This is a genomic window from Fischerella muscicola PCC 7414 (genome assembly GCF_000317205.1).
In the GTDB taxonomy this organism is placed as follows: Bacteria; Cyanobacteriota; Cyanobacteriia; order Cyanobacteriales; family Nostocaceae; genus Fischerella; species Fischerella muscicola.
Genome location: NZ_AJLK01000170.1, coordinates 33316 through 57778 on the forward strand (window position 1 = coordinate 33316; position 24463 = coordinate 57778).

The following is a 24463-nucleotide window of genomic DNA, read 5'->3' on the forward strand; positions in this document are numbered from 1 at the left end:
TGATTGTAAAAATATTGTTATGATTGCAGATTAAAGTAGCTAGATTAAATGGCAACATTTGGTCAGTTAACTCCCATTGTTTAGGAGGAATTTAATTTGTCTAAACGCTATCTATTTACCTCCGAGTCAGTAACCGAAGGTCATCCAGATAAAATCTGCGATCAGATTTCGGATGCAATTCTAGATACATTGCTCACACAAGATCCCACTAGTCGTGTTGCTGCGGAAGTTGTTGTTAATACTGGCTTGGTATTAATTACTGGTGAAATCACGAGTAAAGCAAGTGTCAATTATGTCAATATTGCCCGCAAAAAAATAGCGGAAATTGGCTATACAGATGCAGTCAATGGCTTCTGCTCTAACAGTTGTTCTGTGCTGGTAGCTTTAGACGAGCAATCGCCCGATATTGCCCAGGGTGTGAACACTGCCCATGAAGCACGTCAGGATAGCGAGGAACAATTCGATAAAGTTGGTGCTGGCGACCAAGGTATTATGTTCGGTTTCGCTTGTAACGAAACACCAGAACTGATGCCTTTACCTATCAGCCTGGCTCACCGTATCGCCCGTCGATTGGCAGCAGTCCGCAAGACAGGCCAATTAGCCTACCTGCGCCCTGATGGCAAAACTCAAGTAACTGTTGCTTACGAAGATGGACGTCCTGTAGGCATTGATACCATCCTGATTTCTACACAGCATACACCTACCATCGGTGATATCACCGATGAGGCAGAAGTGCAAGCCAAAATCAAAAAAGACCTTTGGTCAGCAGTGGTTGAACCTGTATTTGGCGACTTGGAAGTTCAGCCAGATGAAAATACCCGCTTTTTAGTCAACCCCACTGGTAAATTTGTGATCGGTGGGCCGCAAGGAGACTCCGGTCTAACTGGACGTAAAATCATTGTCGATACCTACGGTGGCTACTCCCGACATGGTGGTGGTGCCTTTTCTGGTAAAGACCCCACTAAGGTAGACCGCAGTGCCGCCTATGCTTGTCGCTATGCTGCAAAAAATATTGTTGCCGCAGGTTTGGCAGAAAAATGTGAAGTTCAGCTTAGCTATGCTATTGGTGTAGCGCGACCAGTGAGCATTATGGTGGATACCTTTGGTACGGGCAAAGTTGATGATCAAACCTTACTCCAGTTAATCACAGATCATTTTGAACTACGCCCAGCTGGAATTATCCATACCTTTAACTTACGTAATCTACCAAGCGAACGAGGCGGACGTTTTTATCAGGACGTCGCGGCTTACGGTCACTTCGGTCGGACAGATTTAGACCTGCCCTGGGAACGTACTGATAAGGCGGAGTTGTTGAAACAAGCACTCAGCAAAGAAGCTTCAACTGCTGCGATCGCTTAATTCATTTCAGCCCAGAGTTAGGAGTCAAAAGTATAAACTTTAGCTCCTAAATCTTAATTTCAAGAAAAAAGGGATCGGGGATAAGGGGGACAGGGAGGACAAGGAGGACAATAAATTTTAGATTTTAGATTTTGGATTTTAAGTTGAAATCCAAAATTCTTTCCTTTCTCTGTTCCCCGATCACCTATCCCTTATCCCCGATCCCTACATGGAAGTAATGCTAACTATAATAGTGAGCGAATATTTGTTCTTGTTATAAAGGAAGAGTAAGATTAGGTGAGAGTCACTGATTCAGTGATTTTATGCCTATGATTGATGTGATAACTTTGGCGGGAGGATAAGAAGATTTGAGGGATGCAAACTCACAAACCAACCGCTTTTGACAACAGTTCAGAAACAACAAAAGTGTCAGCCAACGACCCCTCAACCGACGAACTGCCGACTATCGAATTTCCCTCGCGAGGGAAACTCAAGGCTAGTTCTTGGCGCATCCATCAAAAAATAGGTTATGGTTACTTTCTGGCAATTGGCATTGGGTTTTTTGGTTCACTTGCTGGGTTGTTTGTCGCTAACTTTTATCGAGGACAACAAATCAGGGAATTAGATCACGCCCATTACCAGACACAAATGCTGGTTAATTACAAAGATGCGATCGCAGATGCACAAATCCAAAGTACAAATTTGCCTGCTGTCGTGGAAGATCCAGAAAAGCTAGCCTACAGAAGAGACAAATTTCTGGAAAATATCGAAAAAACTAAAAAAATAGAAAATCAAATTATGGCTTTTCTGGAAAGCAAGCCCAAGAACTTAGCAACCAGTGAAGCTTCTTTACAGACTTTATTACAAAATTACGCGACTAATTTAGACTCCTATGTTCAGGATATTGAGTCTATCTTAGAACCAATTAATAATCAGCAAATATCACCACAGCAAGCATCCATAGTCCAGAACCAATTACTAGCGGTTTTGCGTAGTGATACAGCCTCGCGCCTAGATCAACTATATAAATATTTGAATGATCTCCTGCAAAGCGCCGAGCAAGTAGAGGAGAAGATGAAAAATGATGTTAGCCAGTCCAAAGGAATTGAAAGATTAATAGTCATGGCCAGTATGCTCTTGTCGGTGGGAGTTGCTGCTGTTGTGGCTTGGCGCACTTCTCGAGCGATCGCTGAACCAGTCATCACCGTCACTCAAGTTGCCGAACAAGTAGCACGGAAATCGAATTTTGACTTGCGCGCACCTGTCACCACCGAAGATGAAATAGGTTTATTAGCAAAATCACTGAATCGTTTGATAGAACAAGTATCAAAACATACCAAAGAACTGGAACAAGCCAAAGAATTAGCAGAAGGAGCCAACAAAGCCAAAAGTCAATTTTTAGCGAATATTAGTCACGAATTACGTACACCATTGAATGCCATTATTGGTTTGAGTCAACTACTCCAAGATGATGCTGCTGATACCAGCTTAGGAGGAGAGTTTATCAGTGATTTGGAATCAATTAACTCTGCTGGTAGGCATCTTTTGTTATTGATCAACGATATCCTCGACTTATCGAAAATTGAAGCAGGGAAAATGACTTTTTACCCAGAGACATTTGACCTGATGACATTAATTAATAGTGTTGTGCTGACGGTAAAACCGCTAGTAGAAAAAAATGGTAATGTCTTAGAAGTGGATTATGAGCAAGAATTGGGCATAATGCACACCGATCAGACTAAGCTCAGGCAGGTACTTTACAACTTGCTGAGCAATGCCGCTAAGTTTACTACCAACGGTAAAGTGACATTAAATGTCAAAAGAGAAAAAGTTTACTCACTGGACGAAGAACCCAGGGAAATCATTATTTTCACTGTGACGGACACAGGTATTGGCATGTCTTTACAGCAACAACAGCAGTTATTCCAACCCTTTACCCAAGGAGACGCCTCAACAACGAAAAAGTATGGCGGTACAGGACTTGGGTTGGCAATTAGCCGTCACTTTTGTTTAATGATGGGTGGTGAAATTTTTGTCAAGAGCGAACAGGGAGTAGGGTCTGTTTTCACCGTACGCTTACCACTTGTTGCTCAAGGATAGGCAGGGGAATGAAATAGGGAATAGGGAACTCTTAACAGGCAAAAGGTAATTAAGGTAATTAAGATATTGATAATTTTTCTAATGCCCCGTGCCCAATGCCCAATTTCAGGCGTTGTGATGTACTACTCAACCATATTGATTTTGATAGGCTGCCAGATCCCCGACTTTTTAAAAAAGTCGGGGATCTAGCCACTCGCAAAGAGTCAGAACTTATGTGGTCGAGTAGTACGCATTTCGTCAAAGCTACTTAAAGTTTATTCAAAAAAATTACTCTCAATCTTCTAGTCTTACTTACTGGTTAGACTTTATAAAACTATTTTATGTAAAATCTACATATTTTTTAATTGAGATAATAATACTTAATTACTCTTCTAATCTCTTTATTTCTCACTTTTTTGTCTTATATGAAAACTATGCAAAACATACATAGATGCATAAAAATTTATTTTTTGCCAACTACTAAAAGAAGTATATTTTGAGGAATGTCTCAAAACTTACTAAATTTGGGTCAATTTTAATACAGAAAATCGTATTAAAAGTTACTCAAATGAATGTACGTAATAGTCTTGAAATGTTGGCGAAAAGGGACAAAAAACAAGTGTTGAAGAAAGTTGTGATGATTGGGGCGATCGCCCTAGTGCTTCTAGCAGGACCTCTCATAGGCAATGCTTTGGCTGCACCCGTTGATGTTAATGCAGCAATTTCTAATGCTCAAACTGCTGCGGATACAGCATTTATGCTGATATCAGCAGCTTTAGTATTGCTAATGACTCCTGGACTTGCCTTTTTTTATGGTGGATTCGTACGTTCTCGCAACGTTCTCAATACGTTGATGATGAGCTTCGTACTTATGGGAGTTGTGGGAGTAACTTGGATTTTGTGGGGCTATAGCCTTGCCTTTGCGCCTGGAAATCCCTTTATTGGTGGTTTACAGTGGCTGGGTTTGAATGGTGTTGGCACAGAACTTACAGATTATCTCAAAGGGTCGAATCCTCCAGAGATCCTGTCTTATGCACCAACAATTCCACATCTAGCATTCATGATTTACCAAGCCATGTTTGCCATCATCACCCCAGCGTTGATCTCTGGGGCGATCGCTGAACGAATGAGCTTCACTGCTTATAGTTTATTTGTACTGCTGTGGTCTACTTTTGTTTACTCTCCTCTGGCTCATATGGTATGGGGGAAAGGTGGGTTCATTGGCTTAGCAGGCGGCTTGGGCGCCCTCGACTTTGCAGGTGGTACAGTTGTTCATATTAGTTCTGGGGTTTCTGCCCTAGTGGCTGCGATCGTTCTTGGCCCTCGCAAAACCTATCCTGATCGTCTTAGCCCTCCTCACAACGTTCCCTTCATTTTGTTAGGTGCTGGGTTGTTATGGTTTGGTTGGTTTGGCTTTAATGCTGGTAGCGCTCTTGCTTCAGGTAGCTTAGCTACAATAGCTTTTGTTAACACTAATACTTCGGCAGCAGCAGCAGCATTAACTTGGTTGATTTTAGAAAAAGTTCTACGTGGTAAACCAACCGCAGTTGGTGCAGCTACAGGAGCAGTTGCTGGTTTAGTAGGTATTACTCCCGCCGCAGGCTTTGTCACACCACTAGCAGCAATTTTAATTGGCAGTATCACGACTTTTGTTTGCTTTTATGCTGTTAGCTTTAAGCACAAAATACAAATTGATGACGCCCTAGATACTTATCCTGTACATGGCGTGGGTGGAACGGTAGGTGCAATTTTGACAGCAGTTTTTGCTACCACCGCAGTAAACTCCGCCGGGAAAAATGGCTTACTTTACGGTAATCCCAGAGAATTACTAGTTGAACTAGCAGCAATTGCTATTGCCTATGTTGTTGCGGGTGTGGGAACCTTCGTCATTCTCAAGCTGATTGATGCCACAGTTGGTCTACGTGTGAAAGAAGTAGCAGAAATGCAAGGTATGGATATCAGCGAACACGGTGAAGAAGGTTATAACGAAGAATTTGGCGATCGCATTTCCGTTAGTGATAAGTAGTCATGATGGGGTATTAACAATACTTGAAATGGGCATTTATATAGTTCTCCCTTGCCCTTCTTATCCCTTATTCCCCAATCCCCAACCCCTATTTCAACTCATACCAATTCGCCAAAAGAATGCGACAGATAGGCCATCTTGTAGAGACGCGATTCATCGCGTCTTTATCCAAAGGATGTGTTGCAATCATTAATTGAATTGGTATCAGTAACATTTTGTGGACGCCAACAGTATAAAATCTGGTACTACAAGATTTGGTATACTCCCCACAATCGTGTCCACTTCTGCAAAAACTTCTCCTACCTGGGCAATTATCTCGCTGATTACCAACGGCATACTTTTGCTAGCGGTCATCCTGCTAATCTGGCGACAGCGGGGGGTGACTGCTTTTTTCGCGAATATATTGCCAAATCACGCTAATGCGAATGCTTCATCACAACCCACGCCAGAGTTGGGTAATCGTCATCAACTCAATTATCAACAATGGGTAGATATTCTCCAACAAGAAGCGAAAGTCGCTGCTGAAAAACGTCCAGATCATCTCACTGTAATTGCTGGAGATTCCTTAAGTTTGTGGTTTCCTCCTGAACTATTACCCGAAACTAGGAACTGGTTAAACCAAGGTATTTCCGGAGAAAATAGCACTGGGTTATTAAAAAGATTAAAACTGTTTGACCACACTCAACCAGAAACAATTTTTGTGATGATCGGTATTAATGACCTAATCCAGGGCAAGGACGATGAGATAATTTTAGAAAACCATCGGCGAATCATGCGTTACCTGCGTCAGGTGCATCCCCAGACACAAATAGTTATTCAGTCTATATTGCCACACGGAGGAGAACAAGCAAATTGGGAAGGGCGAGAAAAATTACTAGCTATTTCCAATAGTCGCATTCGTCAGTTGAATCAGCAACTGCAAACTATCGCGAGAACAGAAGGCGTCAAATATTTAAACTTACATCCCCTATTTGTCAACAACCAGGGTAATCTTCGTCCCGAATTAAGCACCGACGGCTTACATCTCAATTCTCAGGGTTATTTAGTTTGGAGTTCTGCCTTGCAATTATATAGCCAGATGGAACTAGAAGGTGGGCGCTAGAAGAAGATGGGGTGATAGGGGGATGGGGTGATGGGGGGAACTTAATTCTATATTCTCCCCACCTCCCAATCTCCCCATCTCCCCACCACAACAGTGCCTCGGCGCGAGAAAATGTGAAAGAGTGATTTTTGTTGAAAAAACAATGGATACTAAAGCTTTTAAACGTTCACTTCAACATTCTGAAAATTATCATCGTAAAGGGTTTGGTCATCAAGAAGAAGTTGCCACCCAATTGCAGTCAGAATATCAAAGTCAGCTAATTCAGCAAATACGGAATAATAATTACACCCTCACCCGAGGTGATGTAACAATTCGACTCGCCGAAGCTTTTGGTTTTTGTTGGGGTGTAGAACGTGCTGTGGCTATGGCCTATGAAACTCGTAAGCACTTCCCCACAGAACGCATTTGGATTACTAATGAAATTATTCATAATCCTTCTGTTAACCAACGGATGCGGGAAATGAAAGTAGAATTCATCCCAGTCACAGCAGGGAAAAAAGACTTTTCGGTTGTGGAAACTGGTGATGTTGTGATCTTACCCGCTTTTGGCGCCAGCGTTCAAGAAATGCAGATACTTAATGACAAAGGCTGCAAAATCGTTGATACCACTTGTCCTTGGGTATCAAAGGTTTGGAATACAGTTGAGAAGCATAAAAAGCGTGAATATACCTCAATTATTCATGGTAAATATAAGCATGAAGAAACAATCGCCACTAGTTCTTTTGCAGGAAAATATCTCATTGTTTTGAATTTAAAAGAGGCAGAATACGTAGCTAACTACATTTTGCATGGTGGAAATCGAGAAGAATTTCTTGCTAAATTCAGTAAAGCTTGCTCACTAGGATTTGACCCCGACAAAGATTTAGAAATGATTGGCATTGCCAACCAAACTACAATGCTCAAAAGTGAAACTGAGCAAATTGGCAAGCTGTTTGAACATACTATGATGCAAAAGTATGGGCCAGCCAATTTAAATGACCATTTCCAAAGCTTTAATACTATCTGTGATGCTACTCAAGAACGGCAAGATGCCATGTTAGAATTGGTAGAACAAAAGCTAGATTTAATGATTGTAATTGGTGGGTTTAATTCATCAAACACTACCCAATTACAACAAATAGCTTTTGAGCGTGGAATTGCTTCTTACCATATTGATAGTGTTGATAGAATTCTATTTGAAAATCGCATCGAACATCGATTATTAAATGGCAATTTGGAAATTACAAACAACTGGTTGCCTGATGGAGAAATTGTTATCGGTGTAACTTCTGGTGCTTCTACACCTGATAAGGTAGTAGAAGATGTAATTGAAAAGATATTTGAATTAAAATCAATAGTGGCTATCGCCTGATTTGATTTTCGAGACATGAAGCTGTGATTTATCAAGATAAGTCACAGCTATTGTTTTTGACGTGAGAGTTTAGGACTGTGATCGTAGATAGATTACTCGTTTACATCAAATAAATTTAGATGGATTGGCTGCTTGAATATAGGCAACTGCCAAGGGTGTCAATTTAGTTTCCAGTTGAGTAATAATGGCGCGGTCAAATGCTGACCAAATTCGCTTTTGACCAAAAATTTCTGGTTGTAAAATACCCCACAGTTGACCGTCTTGACATAAGTGAGCATGAATTAACGCCCGATGTCCAAAATTTTGATGCTCAAATTCTTTATTAACAACCTCTGGGCTGGCGGTTTCCACATCTTCGACATAAACAGAAGGATCGGTTCGTAAAGCGGCTGCGAATAAGGGGTCTTCTTTTGGTAACGACTCCGGTTCTGATCTCCAGTCGGTGTCTGTAATCTCTGGTATTTGTTGATTACGCCGCCACCAATGGGCGATTTTACCCAGCTTAGTTTGAGGATTTCTCAGATAAAGAAAACAGCGATCGCATTGCAAAACTTCCCCAAGTACCGGAAGTAACGCAGCAAAGACAGAATCTGGCTTACTATGTCCGTCTAGAACGCTTTTTATCGCTTTTGGCAAAATTAAATCAGTCATATAGCAATCCTATCTGATTTGTGAGAGTCGTAAAGCCCAGATCCCCGACTTCTTAGAGAAGTCGAGGATCTTGTCTGTCACGAATGATTGAGGAATGCTATATATCAAATACCTGAGGGGGTGACAACCGCAGTCAACTTGTGGCAGGGCAAGCCTTTCAGGTGACGGACGCCCTCAAAGATAAAAAGCAACAGCAAGATTTTTCTTATTCATCAGCACTCAAAACTCCTATTTTCACAAAGCGCGATCGCGCTCAATTAATTCTCATCTTTTCAGCAGTGATTAAAGTGAAAGGCAAGCCAAGCCTAAGTTACATCCCCCTTGTCACCCCCTCAGATCAAATACTGATTGTAAAACGGTATAACTACCCACTTCTGCAATCAAAAAACCAACCCCTTTTTCAAAAGCAAAGCTACTAGGGGTTGGCATTAATTATCCAAAACTAAATAAATCAACAATTACAGGCTTGTAGGTAAATCTCCAGAGTGTGAGATTCCTCTGGGGCTGCTAGGCTCAGTGAATCTACCAGCATCTGCTTCTTTCAGGAACCCACTGTAGGCTTCCATGCCGTGTTCACCGATATCCAGACCTTCTATTTCTTCTTCACGAGATACTCTGATGCCTAAAGTAGCTTTGAGTACCAAGAAGAATATGGTGCTGAGGAGAACAGTCATACCACCTACAGACAGAACACCAATTAACTGAGTGAAGAACTGCCCTAAGCCGCCACCTGCAAATAAACCCCTGGCTGGGCCAAGACCTTCTGTGTACCAAGGAAAGTCTGCTACACCGGGGCCAACAGCAAATAGACCAACTGCTAGAGTTCCCCAAATACCGCAGACTAGGTGTACTGAGATCGCTCCCACGGGGTCATCTATTTTGATTTTGTCAAAGAAGGTGACTGCGAAAACAACTATGACTCCGGCAATTAAACCAATAATGAAAGAACTGCCAATAGTGATATAAGCACAAGGTGCAGTGACCGCCACCAAGCCAGCCAAAATACCATTGATAATCATGGATAGGTCTGGCTTACCCAAATATAGCCAAGCTGTCACTGTGGCAGCGATACCACCAACAGCACCTGCCATGTTAGTAGTCAGGGCGATGTGGGTGATGGCGTTGGCATCAGCAGCCATTACGGAACCAGGGTTAAATCCAAACCAGCCCAACCACAAAATTAAACAGCCTAAGGTGGCTATGCTCATATTGTGAGCGGGAATGGCAACAGTCTGTCCATCCTGATATTTACCAAGGCGAGGCCCAAGTAATGCGGCTCCCATCAAAGCTGCCCAACCACCTACGGAGTGAACTACCGTAGAACCAGCAAAATCAAAGAAACCAGCTTTGTAAAGCCAGCCACCGCCCCAAATCCAGTGTCCGGTTATGGCGTAGGAAATACCCACAAGTAAGAGGCTGAAAATGAGGAAGTCAACGAATTTAATACGTTCAGCAACAGCACCGGATACGATCGTTGCTGCTGTTCCGGCAAATACTAGCTGGAATAAAAATTTGGCAGCTAGGGGAACGCCAGTCCAGTTGAGAGCGCTAAAAACTCCTTTATAAGCATCTCCAGTTGCGGGACTGTTATCAGCCCCTTGCAAGAAAAATCCACTTAAGCCAATAAAGTCATTGCCATTGCCAAACATCAAGCCAAAACCGATCGCCCAAAAAGCAACGGTAGCCAAAGCAAATACAATGAGATTTTTGGCAAGAACATTCACAGCGTTTTTCTGACGGCACAAGCCGGTTTCTAACATACAGAAACCAGCGTTCATGAAAAACACTAAAAAAGCAGCGATCGCAACCCACAAAGTGTCAAGTGCAACCTTTAAGTCAGCTGTGGTTGGACCAGCAGGAGCAGGAGTTTGAGCAACAGCTACATAACCCCAACTCAGCACAATTAAACAAGCTATGGGAATACAAGCTTGCCAACTGGGAGACAAGCGCTGAATCACCCAAAAAATTTGATTGACAATTGAGTTTGATTGTGTTTTGTAGGCATTCCAGTTTCTAGACTGTCGCCTATGTTTTGCTTTCGATTTTTTTTTGTTCTTTAACATCATGCTCTAAACCGTCCTTAACAGAGAAAATACGTTAAGCAGAAAGAGCGCTCTCCCAAAGCTAAGCAAGTGGTTATTGATATTATCTATTACACAAGTTTGCTATTAAAACTCGCTGATTCTCAATTTTTAGTAAGGTGTTATTTGTAAATTTGAGAATCCAATAACCCAAGTTGAATTCAAGAAGTAAGCATTAACTTTGGTGATACTACATACATTCTTAAGAAATTATTATTATGTACTTTCATCAACAGTCAAGTACCCTTCACTGACTCTTTAATTTTTTACTTTCAAAGAAAATAATTTTTGCCTATGTAAGCATAATTTTGGCGAAAAATTCCACTAAAAATACGGTAGCAAGTAAAAAATTTTTTTTGAATTCACTCAAACTACCGTAAAAAATAGCTAACCCGAATTCAAGCTTTTTTTAAATTTTGCCTTACCTTATAAGGTAAATTGAGCAAAAAAGCAACAGTGGCAATTATTAATTTTGTCAAACTTTTCTCAACCATTACACATACTCTGCTAGGAAAACGCACTATGAACTTTATCTACGTTTACAACTGACACCTTGATTGAAGAAAAATTTGCTAATCCCAACAAATTTGTTGTTTTTGCAATTAACAGACACCACAGACAAATGTTTCCACAGGTTTCATGGGACTGAGGTTATGAAGTGTTTTTGTAAATCTACGAAAGATTTCTTTTGTTAGATTGTATATTTTTAAACTTATACTTCTGGATTTCTGTAACATTAAATACAGTTTTTCTTGATTTTTCTATCAATACATATCTCGATTTCAGCCTTAGGTTGGCATTCTTTAGCTGTATCAATGTTTTTTAAAGCTAAGCGAGAAATTTGAAAAAATATTAAAAATATTTAAAGTTGTGCTTACATTTGAAAGTGATTTTTATGTAGGTTTATGTTATTTTCAACACTTTAAGTGTTGAAATAAAAAACACATTTAGTATTATTCAATACATAAAGTTGTAGAAAAAATTTTTAATTTTAGTATTGAAACGTATAAAATGAAACTAAGATATTACAAGCCTCTACATTTGTTTCAAATACTGTTCATAGCCCATTTGGTCTAATTTAGCTTGCTTTGCCATTACCGATTCACATAGATTTTGGCGGTAATTTTGTATTTTTTTCAGTAAATCTATCTGTTGTGTGGCAATAATTTGTATAGCTAATAGTCCAGCATTTGTTGCATTGCCGATCGCTACTGTGGCAACCGGAATACCCGCAGGCATTTGTACAATAGAATACAAAGAATCAACACCTTGTAAATGACGGCTAGGTACAGGAACACCAATCACAGGTAGGGGAGTTAGAGATGCAACCATGCCAGGGAGATGGGCAGCACCACCCGCACCAGCAATAATAACCTTAATACCCCGTTCGTGGGCAGACTTGGCATATTCCACCATTCGTTCTGGTGTACGATGAGCGCTGACGATCGCAACTTCAACAGCAACACCAAAATCTTCACAAACAGCGATCGCACCTTGCATGGTAGGTAAATCGGAATCGCTGCCCATAATAATACCGACAAGAGGTTGAGTCATAGATAGTAATAGGGATTGGGGATTGGGTAAAAGTTAAAGATTTTTATTTTGACTTTTTTCTTCTCTAACTTGTAGTTTCTGGTTACTTTGGTAGAGATTATCATCTCATTTAGCTACGTAATTTGTGATTCACCCTAAAATCTAACTCAGAAATAATTGCAAATTCTAATGCTCCATCCCCAATCCCCGACTCCCGATCCCTTTCCTATAGACATTATTAACGCACGAGTACCTGGTTATAAAGATTTGCAAATGCTGCTTGTGAATCGCCAAGGTATGATTGAACGTATCTTACCAATTTATACAGTCTTTAAAAGAGTTCCACCAGCAGACTTACAAGTGTTAGATGTCAAAGGTGATTGGATTTCGCTGGGTGGTGTTGATTTGCAGATTAACGGTGCATTGGGGTTAGCATTTCCAGAATTGCAAACGGAAAATGCTCATATATTGCCAAAAATCTGCGAATTTTTGTGGAATGTGGGAGTAGATGCTTTTTTACCTACTTTGGTGACAACTGGGGTAGAAAATATTCAGCGATCGCTTGCTGTGATTACTAAGTTTATGGCAAATGGCGAGAATTTACATCTCTGGCGATCACGAATTCTGGGAGTTCATCTTGAGGGGCCATTTTTAAATTTTCACAAACGCGGCGCCCACCCCGCTGAGTACTTATTGCCTTTAACAATAGATGAAGTCAAGCGGGTGTTAGGGGATTATGCTGATATTGTCAAAGTTGTTACTCTTGCCCCAGAGTTAGATGCAACAGGTGAAGTAATTCCTTACTTGCGTTCTTTAGGTATCACTGTCAGTTTAGGACATTCGCAAGCAACAGCAGCACAGGCACAACAAGCTTTTGAGGTGGGTGCAACGATGGTGACTCATGCTTTCAATGCCATGCTGCCACTACACCATCGTGAACCAGGATTATTAGGGGCAGCAATTACTCATCCGGAGGTGATGTGTGGTTTTATTGCTGATGGACAACATGTTTCACCAACAATGCTAGATATATTGCTGCGTGCTAGTCGTTATGAAAAAGGACTTTTTCTAGTTAGCGATGCTTTGTCACCTTTGGGGCTACCTGATGGTATCTATCCTTGGGATAATCGACACATAGAAGTTAAAGCTGGTACAGCACGACTACCGGATGGTACTTTATCAGGGACGACTTTGCCTTTATTGGTGGGAGTGCAAAACTTGGTGAAGTGGGGAATATGTGATGTAGAGGTGGCGATCGCACTTGCTACAGATGCACCTAGAAAAGCGATCGGTTTATCAGAAAGTATAGTTGGTGCTTCTGCTAGCCAATTATTACGCTGGCACTTGGATGAATCTAGTAGAGAATTAACTTGGCAGAGGTTGGTAACGGGTAATTAGTAGTTGGAGTACTAACGATTTTTCTTATATTAGACCTCTTGCACAAATATTTTTTACCCCACTCAACCCTCCAATATTAAAAGTTTTTTCCTGTCTTCTCCCCGTAAACGGGGAGATTGAGGGGGTTTTTAGGATTCATGCAAGAAGTCTATATCAACAGCTAGTTTTTCGCTTCAACTGGCTACTACCTAAAATTCCCAGAATAGCTAAAGTTCCCAAACCAGCTAAAGTGCTGGGTTCTGGCACAGTTTCTAGCTGAAAGCGCACACCATCGCCAGTTGAACTGAAAATACTTTGATAGCCATATTTTTTACCAGGATTACCCAGTTGCACCACAAAAGATTTTACATCCTTTAAAGTTAAAGATTGGATAGTTCCATCTATAATCTTCCCTTTTTTATCAAGGAGTCCAGTTAACATTTCTGAAACATAAATATTTTGACCTTGAGAATTGGTATAGCTCAATATGCCAGTGTAATTAAAATCTTCGACATCAAAAAAGTTGAGTTTTATACCAGCCAAAGGATTATTAAATTCAAATTTGAATCTACCGACTTCTAATCTTCCATTTTCAACAGGCTTTCCTGGTGTAATTGTAGTTGTTTGAGTAGTAGTTTTAGTAGTAACATCTTGTACTAACTTAGGCACTTTAACAGTAACTGTTTTTGTCTCGTATTTTTTTGTTTTTTCGTTATAAACAGTTTGAGTTGTCTTTTGATCAACCATAATTTGCCTAGTAGTTATGGTTGTTTCGATTATTTCTTCCGTAATTACTTGTGTGCCATCAGAGCGCGTAGTAGTAGTTTGTTTTGGTGCTGTTGTATTAGTCTTGGTTCCTACAGTAGCACCCTCGGGTGCATTCAGATTTTTCTGTGTGGAAGTAGAGGTTTTAATGTCTTTCTTAACTACAGGTGCAGTATATGCTACTGGACGTAACCAATACTCTCCCATAGATGGATTAGTGCCTTCATCGTCTGCCAGAAACTGAATACCAAACTTTGAGTAATCGTTGGTAGTGTTTCTTTGATCAACAAATAAACGACTCACAGAAAATTGTTTGTCAAATTCTAAACTAGTAACTTTGTAGCCGTTTGAACCTAAAGCTGTATCTATACATTTAGGATTTTGATTGCTTAAACATGCTAAGTTTGTTAACTGAATTTCTCCTTCTTCTTTAGGAATTAAGCTAGAGGCATGAGCTACCGATGTCATAGATAAGAAAGTAGATACGAGGCTCGATGCCGCAATAAAATGCGTGAAAAATTTTATTCTTACCATAAAACTAATCTATTGATAAAACATTTGCTCATCTACAAATAACCTCGATAAAAAACTTAATCAATAAACTAAAAAAATATTCACTAAGTCTTAAAGGAATTTATTCCGGAGCAATTAAAATAGCTATTATATTAAATATATTTGTATAATAAATCACTAATATTTAAGCATTAATACTAGATAAAAATCAATTTTGTTGTAAAAACCAATAATTTTTACCGGGTTTAGACTAAAAATACAGTTCCTCAACCAAAAGGCAGTACAGCAGTACCCAGTATTTTTATGCAAAGTGTTTCTTTAGAACACTCTACGGGCGGTGTGCCACCCGCTACAAATAAAATAAACAAAATAAACACTTTTTCCTCCCCTACACTCCCACACCCTTAAACCCCCATACCCGTGTTTATTTAGAGTTAATAATTGCAGATTCATTATTGAGATGCTGAAGTACAAAAAAATCCCACACTCTCCTCCAAGTGGACAGGCATGATACTTTTAACTACTAAGAGCGCGAGAACATAAGTCCCGCGCTGGGCAGCAAAGCATCAGCGTCGGGATACATGGAGTCTCGCCGCTTGCTGAGTGTAGTAGCCCAGGGACTCTGGGGAACGGAAACAGCCTGTCAAGTCGGTCTGTCGGGGGTCTATGACCTAGATAAGTGGCGTGGGGCAGGAATGTCTAACTGTGAAGTTGGAAGCCCGCGCTGTACCGCCTAGCGGTCAGCGTCGGGAGGATGTCACGCATTGGATACTCTTCGATAATTGAATTTCATGAACGCAGCCGACGATAAAACAATTGTTAAAGAATATTTCAATTCCACCGGTTTTGACCGTTGGAGACGTATATATGGCGATGGCGAAGTCAACAAAGTCCAGCTAGATATCCGCAATGGGCATCAGCAAACTGTAGATAAAGTACTCGACTGGCTAAAAGCAGATGACAATTTAGCAGGGCTGTCTATCTGCGATGCTGGGTGTGGTGTGGGTAGTCTCAGCATTCCCTTAGCAGAAGCAGGCGCAAAAGTTTATGCCAGCGATATTTCTGAAAAAATGGTAGAAGAAGGGAAACAAAGAGCTTCTCTAACCCTAAAAAATCCAGAAAATCTGACTTTTGCTGTTCAAGATTTGGAAACTCTCAGTGGTAGTTACCATACGGTGATTTGTTTGGATGTTCTCATCCACTATCCCCAAGAAAAAGCGGATGCGATGATTTCTCACCTTTGTTCTTTAGCACAGTCGCGAATAATTCTCAGTTTTGCTCCTAAAACCTGTGCTTTGACTATCCTAAAGAAAATTGGGAGTTTCTTTCCGGGGCCAAGTAAAGCGACTCGTGCTTATTTACACCGGGAGGCTGATGTAGTCAAGATCCTAGAGAAAAATGGTTTTGTTGTGCAACGCCAGTCAATGACACGTACTCGTTTTTATTTCTCCCGCTTACTGGAAGCTAAGCGGAAGTAAGGCTAAGATCGCGACAAGATATTACATCTTGTCGTGTTATGAAATTTATTAAAAAAAGTATCTGCTGGGGTGTTGTTGACATTTGGTTTTTTCTGCTTTATTGTCACTGCTGTTGAGATACTTACCTACAACCAAAAGTAAACTCCGCAGGAACAGCAAGAATCGGTAGACGGTATTATTAGCGGTTTAGCTTTCGGCTTACCAGCCACAGCATATGGAGGATGGCTGGTGTGGAGTATGCGTAAACAACACCAGAAGCTGTTAAGCGATCGCCTGCAATCTACCTTTTATCGTCTGGTCGAAGAAAATAGCGGTACAATTTCCGTATATTTGTTGGTTGTTGGTTGTTGTTTGTTGCTTGGAAAAACCAAGCACTAACAACTAACCACTAACAACTAACCACTAACCGATGTACAGACGTGCCATGGCACGTCTCTATAACAACTAACCACTAACCAATGTACAGACGTGCCATGGCACGTCTCTACAACAACTAACCACTAACAACTATGAAGACTGGTGAAAAATTGGCTGCGGGTTGGCTGCTAACTCTGGGATTGATGTTTTTGACTTTATCAGTCTCAGCAGCAATTGAAAAACATAAGATGGTTCAATATATTTCTCCAGGAATAGACGAAGAGGCGCCAGATTTTCGTTCAACAGAAGCGTATAATGCCCTTGATCTTACCACCAAGCAAGGTCTTATTTTTGGCATTCCGACCCTTGCTTTGGGAGGATGGTTAGCAATAGGTTTATATCGTCAAAGTCGGCAAGATAAAAAGGCGCTGGAACAGCAGATTAGCGAACATCTGCAATCCACTTTTTACCGGATGATTCAAGAAAATAACGGACGTATAACTCTTTTAGGTTTTGCGATGCAATCTCATCTGCCAGCACCAGTCGCTAGGCAATATCTTGATGAACAAGCCAAAGTATTTAATGCTAATTATAAGATAAGTGAAGAGGGGGGAATTTCCTATCATTTTGACCTTTAAAGAATTGATTGGGAAACTCTATGACGCAAATATTTTTGAGCTTAGCAGCAATTTTAGGTGGTTTATCTGTTGCTGCGGGAGCTTTTGCTTCTCATGCTCTTCGAGAAAGACTTAGTGAGCGATCGCTTTTAATTTTTGAAACAGGCGCCCGCTACCAAATGTATCATGCTTTGGCATTGTTGGCTGTAGCAATATTATTACTTCACATCAAATCTCCCCCACCTAGTTTAGTAGCTAGTGGGTGGTTGTTTATTATTGGGATTGCAATTTTCTCCGGCAGCTTATATGCTCTGAGTTTAACTGGTGTTAAATATTTAGGAGCAATTACACCCTTAGGGGGAGCAGCTTTTATCGCTGGTTGGTGTGCTTTAGCTTTTGCTGCTTGGAATTTGAAGTACTAGAAAATGATGAATTATGAATGATGAATTATGAAGGATAAAAAAATCCTTTCTAGTTCGTCATTCGTAATTTTAATAATAGTTCATGCAAGAGCTTTATTACTATAAATACTTTCCGCATTACAGTATATTTTTTCTGGTGGTTCACTAAAATATTTAAACAATGCTGGACAAAGCCATCCTTCCATATTAGTTTCATTCCAGCGATACCAGTTACCACCATACTCTTGTTGCAACCAAACTAATTCTGCTTGATAGCCAGGAAAAGGCTCAGCAGAAAACAAAAGTTTAAAGCCTTCGTCAACATTGGGAATATCTTTCACGAGCATATCAATCATCTCAGGTACACCGCTAACGAAGGGTTCTTGAAATAGTCCAACATGCTCATCATCAAAAACCCATGTTTGGTGATACCGATAAGGGAAAATAACCATTATTGAATTAGTCATATATTTATTTATTTCTAGTTAGTGGTTAGTTATCTCAGACCTGCAAAATATAGAGAAGTCTTGAAATAAGATATAAAAATTTACATAGTTGTATATACTAACGCCATACATAAATCCAAAACCAAACAGCCAATAAGCTAATGTTGCTGCACAAAAAACAACGAGGTTTTTTGCTAAGACATTAGTGGCGTTGTTGTGTCTACAGAAGCCAGTTTCTAACAATGCAAAGCCAGCATTCATAAAGAAGACTAAAGCACCTGCAATTAATAGCCAGAGGGAACTTAATTCTTGCTTGATGCTGGGAGTTTGCGCCATTGCAGCTTTCATCCAAACCAGCAAGATGATGGTTGCTAAAGGTAAGTTGAGGTAGAAAAACCTCAATAGTCGGCTTCTGTTGTACTCGAAGCCTAGAAGTTTTCTTTGAGACATGGGATATTTTTGTAATTGGTAAAATTAATGTAAATTTGGTTATTTTATACAGTTTTTCAGATTGTCAATATGATTACAGTCACTTTCTTTACCGAATTTTTACTGAGAAAAAGAGAAATACTCTGATGGTATAGGTAAATGGAGCGATCGCCACATCATGAGAAATTTATATAATTTTCAGGTAATTCTCAGGCAAAAAGCTTAATTTCTACAGTTATCGGGAGTCCATTCCTAAAAAATGTGTCGTTTATTAGCCTACCTTGGTTCACCAGTTTCTCTAGAACCTCTGTTGTATGAACCAGAACACTCGCTGATAGTCCAGAGCTATCAACCCCGCGAAATGCTATCTGGAGTGGTTAACGCCGATGGCTTCGGTGTGGGTTGGTATCATGTGCAAAGGGATACCGAACCTTTTACCTACAAAAATACGCTGCCGATTTGGAATGATATTAACCTACCTAGTCTCAGCCGTTATGTGGAGTCAGGGTGTATTCTTTCCTATGTTCGCAGTGCTACAGCAGGGCAAGCACTCGATTTAAGTAACTGTCAGCCTTTTCAGTATCAACGTCTATTATGCATTCACAATGGTCGGATTGAAAATTTCCGGCAAACACTGTATGTACCAATTAGCCAGCAGCTAAATGATGAAATTTATAAATGGGTGAGTGGAACTACTGATTCCGAGCATATCTTTGCTTTGCTGCTATCTCTATGGCAGAAAAACCCAGGCAAAACTCTCGAGCAGGCTCTACATATAACTTTGCTCAAACTTACAGAGATCGCGCTAACTCATCAAACCCACGCCTCAGCCAACCTAGTTATCAGTAATGGAAATAGTCTTGTTGCTTCTCGCTTTAGCACAAAATCACCTGCTCCCTCGCTTTACTGGACAGCTAATGATCCAACTTTCCCCAATGCCGTCATCTTAGCCTCAGAACCACTATTTGGAGGTAATTGGACACCTTGTCCAGAAAATAGCATTATCAGTGTGGGAGAAGAGTGTGATATCAGAATTGAGCAAATCTAGTTTCAAACAGACAATTTTTCAGGCTTTTACTCAGTGTCGTGCCAAAACTCTCACTTTGTTTGAGGGTATGGACGAAGTTACCTTTTGCCATCAAGCTCATCCTGATTTTAGTCCTGTGGGTTGGCATTTGGGTCATATTGCTTACACAGAATCTTTGTGGTTACTTGAGCGCAGTGCAGGTTTACCCTGTATGTTCCCTCAATATCGCCGGCTGTTTGCTGCTGATGGCTTGCCAAAGTGCGATCGCGTCAAATTACCCAACTTAGAGGAAATTTGTTACTACCTAAATACAGTGAGAGAAAAAGTCTTCGATTACTTAGAAGTAACAGATTTAGAAACAGAAGCACCTCTGTGGCGCTTTTTACTTCAACACGAAAGCCAACACAGCGAGATTATTTGTTTTATATTGGAAATGTGCAAGCTGAAAGATAAGGAAATAGGGAAATGTGGAAAATATAATTCTAAGTTCTTCCCATCCCCCCATCACCCCATCACCCCACTGCCCCTAATCCCCACTCCCTTAGGGGAGTGGGGGCCCCGAGTTCCCCATCACCCCACCTCCCCATCCCCCCATCACCCCGAAGAGATGATCCAAATTCCCGCTGGCGAATTCGAGATGGGTAATGATTCACCAGATGCCTTGGATAACGAACGCCCTGCTCATCGAGTATATCTAGACACATACTATATTGACCGTTTCCCTGTCACTTGTGGACAATATCGGGCATTTATGGCAGCAGGAGGTTATGAAAATCCCCAATGGTGGTCAAAGGAGGGCTGGGAATGGTTGCAAACAGCAAAAATAACCCAACCTTTGTACTGGCATGAAGATTTAACCTGGGATAATCACCCAGTGTGTGGTGTTAGTTATTACGAAGCAGAAGCCTACGCGCGGTTTGTTGGCAAGCGCTTACCCACAGAAGCCGAATGGGAAAAAGCAGCTAGCTGGGATGCTAGAACTAATCAGCGTCGCGCTTATGCTTGGGGAGATGCACAACCAACACCAGAACATTGCAATCATGATCAAAAAATGGGCAAAACAACACCAGTAAATGCCTATCCTGCTGGACAAAGCCCTTATGGTTTGTATGATACTTTAGGCAATGTCTGGGAATGGACAGCTACCTGGTTTGATGGTTATAAAGGCTTTCAGTATTACCCTTATATTGGGTACTCGCAGGTTTATTTTGACCGTCAACATTGCGTTTTAAAAGGTGGTAGCTGGGCAACCCGTCCTTGGGCGCTGCGTTCTAGTTTTCGCAATTGGTATCATCCTGGTGTACAACAAGTTTTGGCGGGGTTTCGCTGTGCAAAAAGTGAAAATTCCCTTGATTTATGTTGTCCCTAGTTTCTCACCTAATACAGCTTAATCTCAACAAAGAGACAATAGACCTCTTGCATGAATTCTGAAAACCCCCCTCAATCCCCCCGTTCACGGGGGGAAGATTTAATTCCCTCCCTGATCTCACTTAGGGTTAGGGTGGGGTTCTTTTGCAATATGAATTGCATCGGGAGTTCTCATACCATTTCACTATAAGTTTGATGCATTTGGCAGCTAGGGAGACAAGGAGGAGAAGCAATACGGTTCGATTAAGAATTTTTCGTCATGATTTGGGAATGTAGAGACGTGCCATGGCACGTCTGGTACAGGGTTTAGATGTCAATCGATTTGTCTTATCCGAACCGTATTGGGAGGATAAGGGGAGGATTTGTAGCAATAATTTTGTGAAATGATATCAGTTACCGCAGAAGCAGGATTCAGGGCGATCGCACATTTAGCAAGAACTTAGAGTTGAATTTTATTTATGATACTTTTCAGTGTGTTAGTGAAGCTGACCGAAGGTATCGCCTTTGCCGTTGGTCGGGTTAAGCTAGGGAAACCCATCATCTAATACTCCAAGACGATTTCAAAGTACCTCAACACGACTTTGAATTACTTCAACATCGTTTCCAAGTACCTCAACACGATTTCAAAGTACCTCAACACGACTTTGAATTACTCCAACATCGTTTCTAAGTACCTCAACACGACTTTCAAGTACCTCAAAACGACTTTCAAGTACTTCAACACGACTTCCAAGTACTTCAACATGACTTCGAGGTATGTTTTGCTTTTGAAAGTATTATTTTTAATTATTCTTAATATACTTTCAGTGTAAACAACTAAAAATCATCAGATTGATATTAATAATTTCATTTTATTTTTCCGAATTATTTCTCAAAGAGGTTTATTGTTGCATTGGCTACAGTACATACAGTAAGTAATCCAATAAATTCTTTGAGGAGCGCATCTGATGGCACGACTAAAACGCAGTTCACCTACTCTCGAAAAAGCTCTCCGTCGAATTGCCGGAATGCGATCGATTAGCCCGACGCTAGATTTTGGCAACGGTTTGAATTTGACAGATTATGACAGCCGTATCCAAACCTTGCAAGACCAGCTATTAACTTACAACACTTTACTCTCTACCCTGGATGAAATGGCAGGTCGCCTCTCTCTCATTGAAGAAGAATTAAGCGGCTATTCTGAAAAGATGTTAATGAGTGTGGCAACTCGTTATGGCAAAGACAGCTTGCAATATGTCCAGGCGGGAGGTAAGCCACGCCAGAAATCATCACGCCGTTCAAAAAACACCCAATCCCCTTCTGAGAGTACAGCTACACCTTTGAATAGTGCAAACAACAATGGTAAAGAAACCTCTGTTGTTTTACCCTAATTTTTAACTGCATTATGCTAACTATCGCTTCTTTATCTGGTTGCAAATGGGGCGATCGTTGTCTAACCACTACTGTTATGGGTTCAGTAGCAACGTACTATGCAGGAACAGCAGCGGGAATCGCCTGAAGATGTTGATGCGATCATAACGGCAATTCACCTGGTATAGATCCCCGACTTTTTAAAAAAGTTGGGGATCTGACGCACGAAACAAAACTCCCTCTGGAGCAAATTAGCCTGTTTCATGGGAAAATCCCAGTGGATCAGCATCTTGTATCCACTGCGGCTTTTTGTTTCACTGGCTAACATAAATAGAGGCCATTTGGGGAAAGCGATCGCTAAAGCTATTGCAATACGGCATCGCAACCTATCACGGCAAAAACACGGAGGGTGAATGTCAATATCTAAACCTGACAGCAGTAAGGGTAACTTTCAAAGAACTATTGAACAACGCTTACAAATACAGCGTTTGCTAGAACCAATTTTGATTGTTGCTTCTAGTACTGGAACTGATGTGGTTAAGGGATTAACTCAAACACCAAAAACCCTACCACCGCGTTATTTCTATGATGATCGTGGTTCCGATTTATTTGAGCAAATTTGTGAGTTACCAGAGTATTACCTGACACGCACTGAGACAAAAATTTTGCAAAGCTGTGCTAGTGAAATTGCGGCAATCACAGGCGCTTGTGAAATAGTTGAACTGGGTAGTGGCAGTTCTACTAAAACCAGGATTTTACTAGATGCTTACCAACAACAAGGACTACCTCTGCATTATCTACCAATTGATGTCAGTGCTGGTATGCTCGAAAGTGGCGCGCTGTCGCTACTAGCAGACTATCCCTCACTACAAGTTTACGCACTGGCAGGAACCTACGAATTAGCACTTTCTCAAATTGAGCCTAGCCAGTTACCCAGTCGGATGATTTGTTTTATTGGTAGCACTTTGGGTAATTTGAATCCACAAGAGTGTGATGTGTTTTTATCCCAAGTCAAAGCTGCTTTGCAAGTGGGAGAGTATTTTTTATTGGGGGTAGACTTACAAAAACCAAAACATATTCTGGAAGCCGCTTATAACGACAATCAAGGAGTTACAGCGGCATTTAACTTGAATATGTTAGAGCATCTCAACTGGCGTTTTCAGGGTAATTTTGATACCACCCAATTTGAACACTGGGCATTTTATAACGAAGTTGAACATCAAATTGAGATGCATCTCAAAAGTAAGCGATCGCAAACCGTCGAATTACACACTCTCAAACTCAATGTTCATTTTGAACCAGGTGAAACTATCCGCACCGAGATTTCCCGTAAATTCAGCCTCAACAGCATCCAGCAAGAACTAAAAGCCAAGAATTTAGTACCGCAAAAAGTATGGACTGACGAAAACCAGTTGTTTGGCTTATTACTGTGTCAGTTGCAAGATCGGGGATAGGGCGTGAATCAGTTAACAGTTAACAGTAACCAGTTTAATTTGATAACTGATAACTACCCCCCTACATGAATACCGGGACAGCGTCAGCAAAACTAGAATCAAGGTAGCTAGAGGAGATAACGCCCCCGCAGCGATAGCAGCGATTCCAGGCTGATACCCAAGCGTTGAGAAATAATCTACCCCCGTCAGGCACATTACCTGCCACCAAGGATGCTGGGAATGATCTCCTTTATCGCTGCGTTCTTCTTTAAGTAACCAGCGCATCACCAGTTTGCGATGTTGTTCGGGCGGGATAATAGGCCCAGCCATCAACAATACTCCTATCAGGGCGCGTACTAAAAAAGATGATAACTGGAGTTTGTGCGATCGCCTTTCTCTCCACAGTTAAACATCTTTAGCTTAGTAACGTCTGTTTTGAAAATAATGCAGAGGGCAGAAGGCAGAAGGAAAGACAGTTTTCATTCCCTCGTTGTGTGATTTATCACATGACCGTCTGTCTTGAAAATAAGGCAGCTATGCGGAGGAGCCACTGCGTTGGGCGGCTTCGCCGACTTGTAGACGCCCGCAGGACGGCTTCCCGCAGAGTAGCACGTGGCATGGCAGATGGCACAAGGGGTAAGAATTTTCATGTGTAGTTGTGTACCAATGTTCATGATATAGATACTTCCAACCTTCTGCCCTCTGCCTTCTGCCCTCTGCCTTCTGCCTTCTGCCTTCTGC

The 24463-nt window shown here is 41.1% G+C and carries 23 protein-coding genes and 1 pseudogene; 16 read left to right on the top strand and 8 right to left on the bottom strand.

Annotated elements, in window-relative coordinates:
• Positions 1–96 precede the first annotated feature (96 nt).
• The 5 genes from metK to UYI_RS0127150 all read left to right on the top strand — a co-directional run bounded on the left by metK (position 97) and on the right by UYI_RS0127150 (position 7896).
• Complete coding sequence (gene metK, locus UYI_RS0127130; protein ID WP_016869827.1) at positions 97–1359, top strand: methionine adenosyltransferase; 1263 nt, start codon at positions 97–99, stop codon at positions 1357–1359.
• Positions 1360–1713: 354 nt separating this feature from the next.
• Positions 1714–3438 carry a sensor histidine kinase gene (locus UYI_RS0127135; RefSeq protein ID WP_016869828.1) on the top strand — a complete coding sequence of 575 codons (1725 nt, stop codon included), beginning with the start codon at positions 1714–1716 and terminating at the stop codon, positions 3436–3438.
• A gap of 598 nt (positions 3439–4036) precedes the next feature.
• The gene (locus UYI_RS0127140; protein ID WP_026086203.1) at positions 4037–5443 is read left to right on the top strand and encodes an ammonium transporter; all 1407 of its coding nucleotides are present in this window, start codon (positions 4037–4039) and stop codon (positions 5441–5443) included.
• A gap of 274 nt (positions 5444–5717) precedes the next feature.
• Positions 5718–6545: an SGNH/GDSL hydrolase family protein gene (locus UYI_RS0127145; RefSeq protein ID WP_026086204.1), complete on the top strand. Its 828-nt coding sequence runs from the start codon at positions 5718–5720 to the stop codon at positions 6543–6545.
• 142 nt (positions 6546–6687) lie between these two features.
• The gene (locus UYI_RS0127150) at positions 6688–7896 is read left to right on the top strand and encodes a 4-hydroxy-3-methylbut-2-enyl diphosphate reductase (RefSeq protein ID WP_026086205.1); all 1209 of its coding nucleotides are present in this window, start codon (positions 6688–6690) and stop codon (positions 7894–7896) included.
• A gap of 105 nt (positions 7897–8001) precedes the next feature.
• Here UYI_RS0127150 and UYI_RS0127155 read toward each other — a convergent pair whose 3' ends face one another.
• Positions 8002–8547 carry a GAF domain-containing protein gene (locus UYI_RS0127155; protein WP_016869832.1) on the bottom strand — a complete coding sequence of 182 codons (546 nt, stop codon included), beginning with the start codon at positions 8545–8547 and terminating at the stop codon, positions 8002–8004.
• Between the two features lie 140 nt (positions 8548–8687).
• Between UYI_RS0127155 and UYI_RS0127160 the strand changes: the two genes are divergently transcribed.
• Complete coding sequence (locus tag UYI_RS0127160; RefSeq protein WP_016869833.1) at positions 8688–8966, top strand: hypothetical protein; 279 nt, start codon at positions 8688–8690, stop codon at positions 8964–8966.
• Positions 8967–9005: 39 nt separating this feature from the next.
• Here UYI_RS0127160 and UYI_RS0127165 read toward each other — a convergent pair whose 3' ends face one another.
• Positions 9006–10610, bottom strand: a complete 1605-nt coding sequence (locus UYI_RS0127165; RefSeq protein WP_016869834.1) for an ammonium transporter — start codon at positions 10608–10610, stop codon at positions 9006–9008.
• Between the two features lie 1053 nt (positions 10611–11663).
• Positions 11664–12182: a 5-(carboxyamino)imidazole ribonucleotide mutase gene (gene purE, locus UYI_RS0127175; RefSeq protein ID WP_016869836.1), complete on the bottom strand. Its 519-nt coding sequence runs from the start codon at positions 12180–12182 to the stop codon at positions 11664–11666.
• A 168-nt stretch (positions 12183–12350) separates the two neighbouring features.
• Between purE and nagA the strand changes: the two genes are divergently transcribed.
• Positions 12351–13559 carry an N-acetylglucosamine-6-phosphate deacetylase gene (gene nagA, locus UYI_RS0127180; RefSeq protein WP_016869837.1) on the top strand — a complete coding sequence of 403 codons (1209 nt, stop codon included), beginning with the start codon at positions 12351–12353 and terminating at the stop codon, positions 13557–13559.
• 153 nt (positions 13560–13712) lie between these two features.
• Here nagA and UYI_RS0127185 read toward each other — a convergent pair whose 3' ends face one another.
• The gene (locus tag UYI_RS0127185; RefSeq protein WP_035139054.1) at positions 13713–14837 is read right to left on the bottom strand and encodes an LEVG family PEP-CTERM protein; all 1125 of its coding nucleotides are present in this window, start codon (positions 14835–14837) and stop codon (positions 13713–13715) included.
• Between the two features lie 560 nt (positions 14838–15397).
• Here UYI_RS0127185 and UYI_RS38175 point away from each other — a divergent pair.
• The 5 genes from UYI_RS38175 to UYI_RS0127205 all read left to right on the top strand — a co-directional run bounded on the left by UYI_RS38175 (position 15398) and on the right by UYI_RS0127205 (position 17690).
• Positions 15398–15553, top strand: coding sequence for a hypothetical protein (locus UYI_RS38175; protein ID WP_016869839.1), 156 nt, complete (start codon positions 15398–15400; stop codon positions 15551–15553).
• A gap of 54 nt (positions 15554–15607) precedes the next feature.
• On the top strand, positions 15608–16294 hold the full coding sequence (bchM, locus tag UYI_RS0127195; RefSeq protein WP_016869840.1) for a magnesium protoporphyrin IX methyltransferase: 687 nt from the start codon (positions 15608–15610) through the stop codon (positions 16292–16294).
• Positions 16295–16531: 237 nt separating this feature from the next.
• Positions 16532–16672, top strand: a complete 141-nt coding sequence (locus UYI_RS39330; protein ID WP_235148030.1) for a hypothetical protein — start codon at positions 16532–16534, stop codon at positions 16670–16672.
• 131 nt (positions 16673–16803) lie between these two features.
• Positions 16804–17289, top strand: coding sequence for a hypothetical protein (locus UYI_RS0127200; RefSeq protein WP_016869841.1), 486 nt, complete (start codon positions 16804–16806; stop codon positions 17287–17289).
• Between the two features lie 20 nt (positions 17290–17309).
• Positions 17310–17690 carry a DUF423 domain-containing protein gene (locus tag UYI_RS0127205; RefSeq protein ID WP_016869842.1) on the top strand — a complete coding sequence of 127 codons (381 nt, stop codon included), beginning with the start codon at positions 17310–17312 and terminating at the stop codon, positions 17688–17690.
• An 80-nt stretch (positions 17691–17770) separates the two neighbouring features.
• Here the strand turns inward: UYI_RS0127205 and UYI_RS0127210 are convergent, their stop codons facing one another.
• Together UYI_RS0127210 and UYI_RS39870 are read right to left on the bottom strand one after the other, a co-directional pair.
• The gene (locus UYI_RS0127210; protein ID WP_026086206.1) at positions 17771–18136 is read right to left on the bottom strand and encodes a DUF6717 family protein; all 366 of its coding nucleotides are present in this window, start codon (positions 18134–18136) and stop codon (positions 17771–17773) included.
• 18 nt (positions 18137–18154) lie between these two features.
• A complete protein-coding gene (locus UYI_RS39870) occupies positions 18155–18565 on the bottom strand; it encodes a hypothetical protein (RefSeq protein WP_258003494.1) in 411 nt (136 codons plus the stop codon).
• Between the two features lie 238 nt (positions 18566–18803).
• Here UYI_RS39870 and egtC point away from each other — a divergent pair, with 238 nt between their 5' ends.
• From egtC to egtD, 4 genes are all read left to right on the top strand, one after another.
• Positions 18804–19592 carry an ergothioneine biosynthesis protein EgtC gene (gene egtC, locus UYI_RS0127220; protein ID WP_016869845.1) on the top strand — a complete coding sequence of 263 codons (789 nt, stop codon included), beginning with the start codon at positions 18804–18806 and terminating at the stop codon, positions 19590–19592.
• Entirely contained in the window at positions 19567–20940 is a 1374-nt protein-coding gene (gene egtB, locus UYI_RS0127225) for an ergothioneine biosynthesis protein EgtB (RefSeq protein WP_016869846.1), read from the top strand. Before egtC ends, egtB begins: the two co-directional genes overlap by 26 nt.
• Positions 20941–21886: 946 nt before the next feature.
• Complete coding sequence (locus tag UYI_RS0127230; protein WP_016869847.1) at positions 21887–22309, top strand: hypothetical protein; 423 nt, start codon at positions 21887–21889, stop codon at positions 22307–22309.
• A 393-nt stretch (positions 22310–22702) separates the two neighbouring features.
• Positions 22703–23743, top strand: coding sequence for an L-histidine N(alpha)-methyltransferase (egtD, locus tag UYI_RS0127235; RefSeq protein ID WP_016869848.1), 1041 nt, complete (start codon positions 22703–22705; stop codon positions 23741–23743).
• A 78-nt stretch (positions 23744–23821) separates the two neighbouring features.
• Here egtD and UYI_RS0127240 read toward each other — a convergent pair.
• Both UYI_RS0127240 and UYI_RS39335 read right to left on the bottom strand, forming a co-directional pair.
• A pseudogene (locus tag UYI_RS0127240) lies at positions 23822–24052 on the bottom strand (amino acid transporter); the annotation flags it as partial.
• Between the two features lie 204 nt (positions 24053–24256).
• Positions 24257–24463: hypothetical protein (locus UYI_RS39335; protein WP_235148031.1), on the bottom strand; the 207-nt coding region annotated here is incomplete at its 5' end.